Origin of the sequence: Mycolicibacterium pyrenivorans (assembly GCF_025821625.1) — a bacterium.
GTDB classification, from domain to species: domain Bacteria; phylum Actinomycetota; class Actinomycetes; order Mycobacteriales; family Mycobacteriaceae; genus Mycobacterium; species Mycobacterium pyrenivorans.
Window position 1 is genome coordinate 1 of the sequence record NZ_JACKSH010000284.1, and the last position, 12,912, is coordinate 12,912.

The window sequence follows — 12,912 nt, forward strand, 5'->3', positions numbered from 1 at the left end:
CGTCACCACGACGACGACGATCGAGGGCCACTGCGAGCCCGACCCCGGGGCGATCGCCCACCAGGAGGCTGCCAGCTGCACCACGGCGATCCCGAGCAGGGTGCCGGTGAGCACCCGGTTGGACCGGCGGGCCACCTCGGCGACCTGCTCACCGCGCAGCGTCACGTCATGGGCGGCCGACTCCACNGGTGTCAGCGTGTCCTCGGGCTGACCTGGCGCGCGGGTGAACATNTCGCGCCCGGTGATGGACTCGAAGCTTTGGCGCGGAACTTTGGACATCCACAGCCCGATCGCGGTCGCCACTCGAGAAGCGATGAGCACCGCCATCAACATGACAATGGCGATGCGTTGAGCGGGAACGTCGAAGAACATGCGGGTCAGACCGGCGGCGATGACGGCCGTGGTCACGGTGACGATCGCCGCCGCCGCGGTCCAGTGGCGGCCCGTCATGCGCGCCAACAGCAACACACCGACGGTGGCGACCACGGCCGCTAGGAAAGCATGCGGGGCGCCGGGCTGGTCGCCATACGGTGCGCTGGCGCCGGCCAAGACGAGGCCGGCCAGCACTGCCCAGGCGGCGCCGTCGACGATGACGCGGCTGGCCCCAGCGCGCGCCGACAGCATCGCCGTGGCCAACAGGATGCCCGCGGTGACGGCGAAGATCGCGGGGCTGAGCCAGAACGGCTGGGCCGCCCACCGCAGTCGCCACACCAGCAGGGCCGCCCCGAGCAGTGCCGCCGCGGTGAGCGCCCCGGCGACCACCACCGCGTCGTGGGTTGATACTGGAGGAAAGTGGGCATGGGCCCAGCGGGCCAGTGCAGTCGAGACATTCTCGATCAGTGGCGTGTATCGGCGGGCTGTCTTCTCGGGCACGAACGCCAGTAGGTCACCGTCGGCGACACCCTGCGCCGACAGTGACACCTCCTCCGACAGGCGTGTCATTCCCACCGCGCGGGCGAATTCGTATGTCCCTACAGGGAGTTCGTCTTCACCCTTGCTGCGCAGCAGCCGATTGACCGCCCCAAGTGTCGAGTCGGTCAACGCCGAGAGCGGGACTGCGGCCGGTAACACCAGGTCAATCTGGTGGGCGCCGCCGACCAGCAGCGACACCCGGCACGACGAGGGCACCAGCGGCCCTCCGGGGGCTGACGATCCTGACGTGGGAGTCGACGGGTGCACCGTGGTCACCGGCGCCCCCGCAGGCTGTCGCTGGTCGTGGGAAAGTGCTCGGCGATCGCCGCGGCGATCTCGATGAACCGTCGACGCGTCACCTTGTCGATTTCGTTCTGCACGTCGACCACACCGCCGGGCCGCAGATGTCGATCGAAGGGCACTTCCACCACGCGCTGGCCGCGCTGGCTGAACTGCTCATGAAGCACCTCGCGGGTGCGCTTGTCGGCGTGGCCGTCGCCGTCGTTGAGCACGACCACGGTGCGATGCAGCAGCCCGGTATGGCCGGTGTTGGCGAGCAGCTCCATGGTCTGCGCGGCCGCGGAGGCGCCGTCGACCCACATCGAGGACACCACGATCAGTGCGTCGAGATCGCGCAGGACCTCGCGGGTTACCGGGGAATCCATGGTGGACCCGCAGTCGATGATTGACAGGGTGAAGTGGTTGTCCAGCCGACTGGTCGCCTCNCGGTAGATGTTCGGATCGAGTATGCGGCGGCGGGCGGTGGCAGATTCGCCGGCCAGCACGAATAAGCCGGCGGTGTTGTTGCCCACGCGGGAGCGCACGTCGGCGAAGGTNCGCAAGTCCTGATCGGCGGCGAGCTCCCAATAGGAGCCCTTGGCGTTGGGGTCCACGCGCAGGCCCAGCTTGCCGAACGCGGTGTCGGCGTCGATGGCCACCACCCGGTCGTCCTGGCGGAGCTCGGCGAAGATCGACCCCACCCCGGCGGCAATCGTGGTCTTGCCGACGCCGCCTTTGCCGAGCACCCCGATCTTGTAGCGGCCCCGCAGTAGGGAGCGGATCTTGGCCTCCAGCTCCGCCAAATGCCGTTCATCGGGCGACTGCCCGAAGTTCAGCAGCCCAAAGGTGCTCTTGTACAACACTTTCCGCCACCCCTTGCCGGGGGGAATCTTGCGGGTCGGCACGAGTTCGGTGGGCCGAATCGAGTCGACGTATGAGTAGTTGGCCGGCCCCGTGGACACCGGGGCGGGCTCGCCCCACTGGCGCGGGTCACCGGCAGGAGGCGCAGAGCGCTCNCCGGGCCAGCCTTGGGCGGGCGACNGGGGACGNTGCGGGCCGGATTGCTGTGGAAACGGTGGGGCCTGATGCCGTGGAGGCTCGCCACCCCACTGAGAGGAGGTGGACGGCGCCGCGTGCTGGCCCGCACCGGNGTCGCCGAAACTACTGCCGCCGGAGGGGCTTTCGCGNAGCGGCGGGGGCGGGAAATCGCGGCGNTCGAAAAACGTNGTGGTCTCAACATCCGACGGNCGGTACGGCGCGCCCGGGTCAGACTCTTGCGGGGCCGCCGCGGGTCGGTCCGGGGTCGACTCCGCAGCCTCAGACTCGCTGGGTTGCGAGTGCTGACCCCACGGCGGACCCGCGTCGGATCGTGGTGCTGGACTGGGCACATCCGGGGTGCGGCCCGGCCACGGCGGGGGCGGGGGCGGCACTGGGGATTGGGCGTGAGCGCCCGCGGATTCCCCACCGCTCGCCGGTAGTGAGGGCCAGCCCGGCACCGCCGGCGGTGCCGGCGGTGCCGGCGGCTCTGCGGCGTGCGCGCCGGTGTCGCGGGGATCACCCTCGCTCGGAGGGTAGCCCGNGGGCCAGCCCGGCACCGCCGGCGGTGCCGGCGGTGCCGGCGGCTCTGCGGCGTGCGCGCCGGTGTCGCGGGGATCACCCTCGCTCGGAGGGTAGCCCGTTTGCTCAGGGGGAAGGTCGCGGTCAGTCACAATCTGATCCTATCAGCGTGTATGTCGTATATCGGCACTAGTTTTTCGACCCTCGATTTTTAACAACTAGCTTCCCGGCGACCTGGTGGGGAGCGCTTCGGCGCCCCCGACGGGGGCGAGCGAGTCGTGTTGGACCAGTGCGTCGGCGCGGGTGAGTGCTGGCCCTGGCGCAAATGCCCGGATCAGCGGCCACGGTGCCTGCTGCGACCGATCCGGGGACACCCCGAGGGCTCTGAATGCGTCGTCGGACAACTCGATGCCGTAGCGGACCCCTTGATCTGAAATCCACCACATCGCTTCGCGCGAGGACGCCGCTGGGGCCGCACTGGTCGTCATCACCAAGTTCGTGGCACCGGGGCCGATGTACACCTGGTCAGCCTCCACCGATTCGGGATCGCGCACGCCCTTCGGGAGTTTCACCAGGCGGTTATCGGCGGAGCCGAGCGGGATCGGCAATCCTTGCCCCGACAAGATCGTGACTTCGGCGGCGCGGTCCGTGGCGCCTTTCGACCATGCCAAGCAAGTGGTGGCGTTGACGGCAGTGTCCACCAGGCGCAGCCGAGTGGCCGGGTAGAACGACACCGGCAGCTTATCCACCACCGGTATCGGAGCGAGTTTGTCGGGGGCCACCTGGATCGGGGCCACATCGCCGAACGAGTTCGCCGATCGCAGGAGTGAGGCGACGAACGGCGAAACCCGTTGCACGCCATCACGTAACAGCACGTACAGCGATTCGGCAGCGTTGGGCTGGCCGAGGTCGCGCACGGTCAGCACTGATCCGATCACCGCGCTGTCGGCGACATTCCATCGTGACGGTTCCCCGGCCCCCGGGATGGCCGGGCTCACCAGCGGGTCGGTCGCCGGAAGGGCGTCAAAGAGCGGCCGCGACAACGGAATCGGTTCCGGGGCAGTCGTATCGACGCCCAAGGCTAAAGCGACCGCCTTATTGCTGAGGTCAATCTCGGAGCGGTGTCCCTCCCAGATCACATAGGTTCGATTGCCGTAGCGGCCCAGGATGGCATCGGGCATCTGCAGCGGCGCTGACCGCTGGCCCAGCGTCAGTTGGCCGGCGATCGCCGTGACCACAGGTTCCGAGGCGGCCGAGGTCGTCGACGTCGGTGTCGGTGCGGTGTCGCACACGGTCCAGTCCGAGGACGACGCCGTACGGATGGGCATCGCCGCGGGAGCGCCCACGATGCCCACTAGCGGCCCTTGCGGGTATTTCTCCAGCTCTGCGGCCTTGACGAACGTGGGGTTGTTCGGCTGGCCGGCGATCAGCCGGGCGCTCATCAGGTTCAGCGCCGGGTGTAGTCGACCGTCGACCATCACGTAGACCGCGCCGGTGTCGCGGTCGGCCAAGATGGCCGACTGGCCCACCTGTCCGGCGGGGGAACACATCGACAGCATGAACATCAGTGCCATCGCCAGCAGCGTGAACATGACCCCGAGAATCAGCGCAGCACTGCGGCGTTGCTCGGGGTCGTATTCCAACCGGACGCCGTGATGACTCAGCGCCGCCGCGTTGCGGCGGTTCCAGAAATAGTGGGCCGTTACCTGCAGCCGCGACGTCAAATTCAGCGCCATATCGCCCACCCTACTAGGCGAAACGACCCTAAATCGGCACCAATTTCACGCCCCCCGACATATGCACGCATGGCGTTTTACGCGGCCGCCCGCGGCGCGGAAAGTAACCCGTAGAGGTCCTCGCGGACGGCGTCGGTGGTGGCCGGCCACAAGCTCAGCCACTGCTTACCGTCAGCCGACGTGCTCGTGGTGATGCTGACGCGACCAAACTCGGTGTCGGCCACCGTGACCACCCGGGGATGGACATGCTGGGCGATGTCGTGGTCAATCACCATGGCGACGGCCATGGCTGAGTCGTCCAGGCGTGTCGCCGCAGCCAGGACCTCGGCCTGCTGGGGTTGCAGTCCCAGCCTGCTCATCGCGGCGATCGTGGCGTCTCGCCCCTGCGGGACAGCGGCTTCCAGCGTCGATTGCATCAGGTCGGCGGGGATGTTGACGCCGTCGATGTCCGCGGGTGCAGCCACGCCCAGTGCCGGCATCAAGGTTTGGCACATCAAGTCCGCCTGGACTGCGGGGTCATCGGTCTCCCCCACCGCGTCAACGACCATGTCGTTGCCGTCGCGGGCAGCCATCGCCAGCCACCGGCGGTACCGGCACACCACGACCACCCGCTCGTCCACCGTCGGGAGTTCACCGTTGTGGACGGCCTGCCCTGACGGTCGCCGAATGGTCAGGACGGCCTGACGGTCAGGCCGCCCCAGCACGGTCATCCAGTCGCGCACCGGGTCGTCGACCGCGCCACTAGGAGATATGGCGCCGGCCTGCACCAGGCTCAGATACTCTGCGGTTTCGGCGATCGGGACCGGCCCTGCTGTGGTCTCAACAATCAGTTCGTGATGCACGGACGGAATAAATGGCTTGAGCCGCAACGCTGTTGGCATGGACTCCACACCCAGCAGCGCCTGCAGTACCCATACGCCCCCGACGGTTGTCGTCAGCGCCATGTCCTATCCCTTCTGTTTCTTTCGAGCAGCACAAAGGGGGGCCAACTGCAGTTGGCCCCCCTTTCGGCAGTGTCGCTACAGCACCCCTGGTGGGCCGTCCTAGACCATGAATGTCTGGGCAGAGGCCCCGTCCTGGGACACGAAGTCCACACCAGCCTGGTCGGCGGCCTGGCCGTGGCGGTGGATGACTTCCTTGCCCTCGTTGGTGGCGTNGTCTGGGCAGAGGCCCCGTCCTGGGACACGAAGTCCACACCAGCCTGGTCGGCGGCCTGGCCGTGGCGGTGGATGACTTCCTTGCCCTCGTTGGTGGCGTCGATGATCATCTGCTGCGCCTGGGCGTAGGTGACCGACGCCTGATCGGTGGTGAAGTACTCGGCGATGCCGCCGAGCAGGTTCTGCGCCTCGGNGGCGATGTTGTCCAGCTCGCCGCTGAACGTTCCCAGGGCGGCGTTGTAGTCCACGATCGCGCCGGGATTGACCTTGATCATTCCGTCCATTGTGGTGGANGGCGATGTTGTCCAGCTCGCCGCTGAACGTTCCCAGGGCGGCGTTGTAGTCCACGATCGCGCCGGGATTGACCTTGATCATTCCGTCCATTGTGGTGGAGTCCTTTCGAATGTCTCTGGTGGGATGGAGGGTCAGGTGAAGCGCAGGCCGCCGGCGACCGACTGGATCTGCTGGGCGCTCTGGGTGTCGATGTTGGTGAAGTCCGGCGCGCTGTTGCGCAGTGCCGCGATCAGCGACTCCCACCGCATGTTCATCTCGCGCTGTGCCTGCGAGATCTCTTCTGCCGTNGCCACGTTGGCGACACCGGCCTGGCCGTCGAGGCCGCCGGAGGCCTGCAGTTCGGTCGANTGCTGCTGGTAGCGGCTGAGCACGTCGAGGGCCCGCATCTTGAGATCGTCGAGCTGGTCGGCGGTGGACTGGATCTGCGCCGCACCAACAACTTGCTGTGNTGCTGCTGGTAGCGGCTGAGCACGTCGAGGGCCCGCATCTTGAGATCGTCGAGCTGGTCGGCGGTGGACTGGATCTGCGCCGCACCAACAACTTGCTGTGCCATGGAAACTCCTGTTCTGGAAGGTGTTTGGTTCTAGACAAAGTCTATGGGCGTCTACGCACCCCGCCGTGCGCTAATTTTTTGTTACCTGTCCCCCCTGTCAGCAGCCGATCGGGCAAGCGTGACCTGCATCGTGCGTCCCTGCCGCTGCTCGGTCGCTGCCCCGCCGTCGCGCCCCATCGCCGAGGCCGGAGCGCCGTACAGCAGCCGATCGGGCAAGCGTGACCTGCATCGTGCGTCCCTGCCGCTGCTCGGTCGCTGCCCCGCCGTCGCGCCCCATCGCCGAGGCCGGAGCGCCGTACAAACCACCAGTGCCTGCGCCCCCTGACGGGCTCGGTCCGGTGGCCACCGGTTCGACGGCACCTCCGAATCCGCCGGGCAGTTTGGGGGCATTGGGGGTGCTGAAACTGCCCACCGGGCGGGTGTAGGAACTGGTCGGAACGACCCCGCTGCCCCCGGCGCCGATGCCGCCGCCACCGCCGCCGCCCCCGCTGAGCGCACTGGCCAACCCCGGCGTCGCCACCGGTGTGCCGGTCAGCGGAGCCGCTGACGCGGCCCCTGGGGCGCCACCGAGACCGCCCATGCTCGATGACAGCGGGCCGAGCATGCCCATCGGCATTTGCATGAACTGGCTGAGCATCTGCGGGGCCTGGCCCAGCATCTGCGGAGCCTGGCCCATCATGCCGGTGACCGATGAGAGCTGCCCCATCATCCCCATCGGTCCGCCCATCGCCGACATGGCGTCGGCCGGTGCCGAGACCGCTTCAGCGGCCGGCACCGCCGCGGTGCTGGCCTGCTGCATGCTTTGGGAGCTGGCCTGCAGGGCGCCCTGCACACCGGCTTGTGCCCCGGCGTTGCCCAGGGCGGCCAATGCTGCGGCGGGGTTGGGTGCCATCGGTGCGAACGGCGGCGGCGTCGCCAGTACGCCCAGCGCCGCGGTGACCACGCCTTGGTAACTCGACATGATGGTGGCGTTCTGAATCCACTGCCGCTCATATTCGGCGACCAGGGCCGCGATCGCCGGACTGTTCTGCCCGATGAAGTTCGTGGCGACCAGCGCTTCGGTGTCGGCGAGGTTCTGATCCGACACCGGTCCAGGCACCATCGTGGTTTTGGCCAGGTGATAGGCATCCACGATNGCCGTCGCCTGCACGACAGCTTCCTCAAACCAGGCCACNGCCATGCCCAAGATTCCCGCGAACGCTTGAGCGGTCATCGTCATCGCCGCACCACCGGCGCCCTGCCAGCCGACCGCGGCCGTGCTGGTCGTACTGGTNGCCATGCCCAAGATTCCCGCGAACGCTTGAGCGGTCATCGTCATCGCCGCACCACCGGCGCCCTGCCAGCCGACCGCGGCCGTGCTGGTCGTACTGGTGGTCATGGTGGCAATCTCGGCGGTNAGCATCGCCGCGGTCGCCTGATGAGCCGCTGCGGCTGCCGCCGCGGTCGCCGCCTCATCGCCGGTGACCAACTGGTAGTAGTTCACCTGCGGCGGATTGAGCGCCGAATCCCCGAAGCCTGGCATTGCCCGAAAGCGGTTCTAGATCGCCAGAGCGCTCTGNTGCAGCACATCCATGGCTGCGTAGCTGGTGCCGTTAACCCCGACGTTGCCGGCGAACATAGCCCGCGTCATCGTCAGCTGCGTCAGCGCGGCGACCGCTGCCGCGCCGCGCGCGTTGAGCGCCGCCGCCACCGCCATCGACGCTGGATCGCTACCCGGGGGCAGCACCGTCGTCATCACCGGGGCAGCACCGGACGTCCCGGCGGCCATGGTCGCCGCGCCNGCGCTCTCGGCAGCCGACAGCATTCCGACAAGCGCCGGCTCGACACCAATGATTGGAACGGACATTTGTTTGCCTCTCCCTTCGTGGGGGTGATCTGAACTCAGTTTAAGCCCAGTGTTAGGGGGCTACCTGCGCTAAATTCCGCACGGCACGCATCACCACCGATGACCTCGATGAATGGCNGNTGAGNANGCTCAAAATCTCTGATTCCGGTGCTTGGGCCACTAATTCCGTAGCCCAATCGCCCGCTTGAGTCATTGGTGATCGCATTAGCTCTGGCCNATCGGGGAGGAATGCCGAGGAGGTGTCGAGCGCACCGGTTCGGGTGTCCAGGCCACCAGCACACCATCGGTGGTGCCGCCGGGGTGCACGTAGATGCCCTTTCCTTGACGTTGAGGCTCGGCGTAGACACCGCTGATGATCGGGCCGTGTTCTCGGCGGCCGTCCAGAATGATCGTCGGTTGCAGGGCGCCGGCCAGTCGGCCGAGCATGCTGTTGCCCGACGCCTGGAAACTCCACAGCTTGATGTCGGCNGCCGCGATGATGTGCATGCCCAGCTGGTCGGCCGTTTCCACGTAGTCGGCCAACTCCATCAGCGGATTCTGCGCCGAGTTCCACGACGTGACGTCATCGGCGAACACGAAGATCTTGCGGCCGGTCCAGAACTGGCGTTTCAGCATCTCCGNGGGACTGGTGCCCGGCGGCGGGGTGCGCTTGTCGAACAGCTCCTTCAACTCCCCCGCAGCCTTCTTGATGTCGTTGAGGGTGTAGGCGTAGCGCGACAGCCACGTCTCCTCNGGCACCACGCCCATGTGGCGGCGGCGCGGATCAATCAACACAATGGTGGCCTCATCGGGACTGTAGTGGGCCATGACGCTGTGCATCATCGTGCGCAGGAACGCCGAGCGTCCCGATTGCGCGCGGCCCACGACNACCGCGTGGGGGTTCTCAGCGAAGTCGACGTAGGCCGGGCCCAGATCGGACTCCGACAGACCGAACGGAACCAGGTCGCGTTGGGCGCCGCCGTTGACCCGCGCCAACACATCAGAAAGCGGCACCATCTCCGGCAGGCGNTTCACCTCGGCGAATTTCTCCACTCCGGCCACCCGGCGCACCACTGCGCCGACACCGCGAGCGTCGATGTGGCCGGACGGATCATTGGCCAGCACCGGCTCGCCGATCATGATGTGGAATCCGGCGGCGCTGAGGCCGTGTCCTGGCTTATTCGGNACCTCTTTGCCCCGGTTGACGGTGGGGTCGCGCCGGCCCAGCTCGGATTCCCGCTCATCGGTCATCCGCAACTCGATGCGTTCCGTGGACAGGTTCTTGACCTGGGTGTTGATCTTCGACAGNTAGCTGGTGTGGGTGACGATCGTGCGNACCCCGTAGTTGCCCGCGCGCATCAGCGACATCACCTGGTCGACCCATTTTTGGTTGGCGTCGTTGAAGTTGCCCCAGCCGTCGATGACCAGCACCACATCACCGCCGGAGACGCCGATATCGGTCGGGTTCGGGCCGAACTTCGCCGCCCGCACCTGCTCCATNTCCAGGCCGCGGGTGGCGAATAGCCGTTCACGCTCCTCGACGATGCCGCGCACGGTGGCCAGCAAGCGGGTGACGCCCTCGGTGTCGTGCAGAGCCGCCACGGCCGCTACATGCGGAAGATCGTTCAACGCTGCCAATTGTGGGCCGCTGGCAGCAATGCAGTAGAACTGCACCCGCTCCGGCCGGTACATCAACGCACCCGCGGTGATCATGGTCATGACCGCGTTGGTATGGCCCATACGGGGGGCGCCGACGATGAGCGCGCTGCTTTCCAGCATGTTCAGGTAGCAGACATCCTGGCGGTGCTGACGTGGGCGATCCTCTAGCGCCACCGGCAACACCAGGCCCGGGTTCTGGCCGTAGTCGACATCCCACGGCTTGCCGCGCAGTCGAGCCACCAGATCGTCGGCGGCCGGCGGGGCGCCCAGTGGGGGCAGCCACAGCTGGCGTGGCGGGGCGGCCCCCGTGGCCTGCAGGGAACCGATCACCGCGTCGATGATCTTCACGCTGGCGGCCTCCGGGACCGGCGCCGGGGCAGCGTCGCGCTCGACCGGCTCGGCCAGCAGGCCATCGATGTCGGCGGCCTCTTCGGCCGTGAAAGCGCGGGGCTCGAACCAGGTGCCGGCCTCCAGCGGCCGGCTGTCGTCGGGTCCGGTCTGCGGAACGAAATCAGCCGAGGAATAGAAGAATCGGAACTGGCGTGGCTGGCGCTGCGCCACCCGCAGGAAAGCAGTTCCCTCCGCGCCTTTCTCGTCGATCTTGGCGGCGATCCCCACACCGAGNGCCTCGCGGGAATCTTCCTCGGTGCCGGTACGGCCGGCGATGGTGAAGCCGAGCAGCTTGCGGATGTCGCGCAGCTTCTGGGTGTCGACGGTCTGGCCGACCAGCTGCAAAAACATGTGATAGGCGCGGCCCTGGCGCATGATCCGCCAGAACAACCCGAGCAGCTTGCGGATGTCGCGCAGCTTCTGGGTGTCGACGGTCTGGCCGACCAGCTGCAAAAACATGTGATAGGCGCGGCCCTGGCGCATGATCCGCCAGAACAAGCTGCGGAACTTATCNCCCCAGTCNCGGTCGCTGAGCAGCTCCTGNTACTCGTCGGCGATGACCCACAGCACCGGCACCGGCGGCAGCGAGGGATCAGTGAGCCGCCGCTGGTTGTAGACCGTCAGATCCACCACGTCCGGGCCGGCGGCGTTGCACAGNGCGCCGCGACGATCAAGCTCGCCTTCCAGCGCCTCATACATGCGGCCGACAAGGTGGCGCTCATCGCCGAGGTTGCTGACACTGGCCACCACATGCGGGAACTGTTCGAGCACGCCGGCTGCTGATTTCAGCTTGAANCATACATGCGGCCGACAAGGTGGCGCTCATCGCCGAGGTTGCTGACACTGGCCACCACATGCGGGAACTGTTCGAGCACGCCGGCTGCTGATTTCAGCTTGAANTCGAAGAACACCACATTGGCGACCTCCGGCGAATGGGTCAACGCCATCGAGGCGACCTCGGTGATGATGCCCTCGGACTTNCCCGCGCCGGTCGTGCCGATGAACAGCGAATGCATGCCCATGCCCTGCTGGCTGCCCTCTTTAAGATCCAGGTCGACGACCTGGCCGCTCTCATCGAGACCGACCGGGAAGCGCATCCACTCCGGGCCCTGGCTGCGGCGCGGGGACCACAGGCGGTCCACGTCGAGGTTGCGGGGGTCCCGCACCCCCACCGCGTCAAGCAACGTGCGTTGCTGGTGGCCGGAATCGGTGACCGTGGTGACCCCGCCGGAGGCGCGGAAGCGGGCCATCGCCCGAGCGAACCGCTCCGCTGCGGTGATCGATAGCTGGTCGGCCTTGGCGTAGAAGGCGTCGTCGAGCTCGTCGGAAGACGGGTGCTGCACACCGCTAAACGGTGTGAGGTCCTCGGCGGGCAGGCGCTTCCGCAGCGCACCGCCCACGAGGCGGTAGGTGGTCTCCGGGGAAAACCCGATCCAACTCTTCGTCCCGAACGCATCATGCGGCGACGGCGGCGGCACCGACGGTGCCAGGCGCACAAAGCAGGTGCCGGCATACCCNGCGCTGCCAGTCAGGCCGGCCCAGTCCTCGGGGGTTCCGCAGTTGTCGTCGATGATCACCCGGAACGGCAGAACGGTGTTCCCCGCGCCNTGCAANCCGCTGGCCGGGGGTGTCCACTCGCTACGCGGAAGCTCCGCCTCGTCGAAAAACTCCTCCAGTTGAGCCGGGGAGGAAAACAGCAGCCGGCGCTCACCGCAGCCGTCGCGCTTGCTCTGATGCTGCATATGTGGCAGCCACTTCGTCCAGTCCCACACCGACGGGGCGTCGCTGACCACCAGAATCTGGAGGTCGGCGGGGCTGTGGAATGCCGCCAGCTGGCACACCATCGCCCGCAGCAGAGCGCGTGCCTCGTCCATATCCCCGATGAACGAGACGCCCGCGAAGCGTTGCAGCCAAATCACCTTGGCCATGTCGTCGATGTATTCCTGNTCCAGCAGNAACTTGCGCAGGGCGTGACCGGTGGCCGGTTCGATNTGTGATGCCTCGGGAATCTTCGGCTTCTCGATCGTCATGGCGAGCTTGACNTTGCCGACCCCGACCCGGACCTCGCCGAATTCATCCGAACTCGGTGAGCGTTCCCACATGCGTTCGGTGCCGACCGCGGCCACGAGTTTGGNTGGGTCCCAATGGAAATGCTCGCGATGGTCGAACTGGGCGCGGCGCTGCACCTCGATCTCATCGCGCACATCGTCCTGGCGGGCGAAGTAGTTGGCCCGGTACTGCCGCAGCTCACCCCAGGACATCTTCTGCGCNGCTCCGCGGCCGCGGAACAGCATGCCCGCCATGCCGATCAGCATCATGATCCCGAAAATGCCGAAACCCGATGCGAAGCTNCGCATTCCGGACATGTACATCGCGACGATAAACCCGATCACACCGACAATCAGAACGATCGGCAGCACAATCCCCCACACGCTGCGTGGCGGCGGGATCGGCGCCGGAATCGGCGGATCAATCGCGATCTTGCCGCCCGCCGTCGCCGGCGGGCGTGCAATCGGGCCGGGCCGCCTGAACTGTTGAGTGGTCACGTAT

Annotated in this window: 7 protein-coding genes and 1 pseudogene; all 8 read right to left on the reverse strand. The window is 67.1% G+C overall.

Annotated elements, in window-relative coordinates; translation table 11 throughout:
- The coding region (gene eccD, locus H7I57_RS30975) for a type VII secretion integral membrane protein EccD (RefSeq protein WP_264028366.1) at positions 1–1,188 on the reverse strand (1,188 nt) is incomplete at its 3' end.
- Positions 1,185–2,900: a MinD/ParA family ATP-binding protein gene (locus H7I57_RS33665; RefSeq protein ID WP_264028367.1), complete on the reverse strand. Its 1,716-nt coding sequence runs from the start codon at positions 2,898–2,900 to the stop codon at positions 1,185–1,187. The genes eccD and H7I57_RS33665, both read right to left, overlap by 4 nt.
- Positions 2,901–2,966: 66 nt before the next feature.
- Complete coding sequence (gene eccB, locus H7I57_RS30985) at positions 2,967–4,484, reverse strand: type VII secretion protein EccB (protein ID WP_264028368.1); 1,518 nt, start codon at positions 4,482–4,484, stop codon at positions 2,967–2,969.
- 77 nt (positions 4,485–4,561) lie between these two features.
- Positions 4,562–5,428 carry an ESX secretion-associated protein EspG gene (locus H7I57_RS30990; protein ID WP_163681206.1) on the reverse strand — a complete coding sequence of 289 codons (867 nt, stop codon included), beginning with the start codon at positions 5,426–5,428 and terminating at the stop codon, positions 4,562–4,564.
- A 1,157-nt stretch (positions 5,429–6,585) separates the two neighbouring features.
- Entirely contained in the window at positions 6,586–8,010 is a 1,425-nt protein-coding gene (locus H7I57_RS30995) for a PPE domain-containing protein (protein WP_264028369.1), read from the reverse strand.
- A gap of 15 nt (positions 8,011–8,025) precedes the next feature.
- Positions 8,026–8,334: a PE domain-containing protein gene (locus H7I57_RS31000; protein WP_264028371.1), complete on the reverse strand. Its 309-nt coding sequence runs from the start codon at positions 8,332–8,334 to the stop codon at positions 8,026–8,028.
- A gap of 204 nt (positions 8,335–8,538) precedes the next feature.
- Positions 8,539–10,845 carry a type VII secretion protein EccCb gene (gene eccCb, locus H7I57_RS31005; protein ID WP_372510497.1) on the reverse strand — a complete coding sequence of 769 codons (2,307 nt, stop codon included), beginning with the start codon at positions 10,843–10,845 and terminating at the stop codon, positions 8,539–8,541.
- Between the two features lie 15 nt (positions 10,846–10,860).
- Positions 10,861–12,908: pseudogene (gene eccCa / locus H7I57_RS31010) on the reverse strand (type VII secretion protein EccCa); the annotation flags it as partial.
- Positions 12,909–12,912 lie beyond the last annotated feature (4 nt).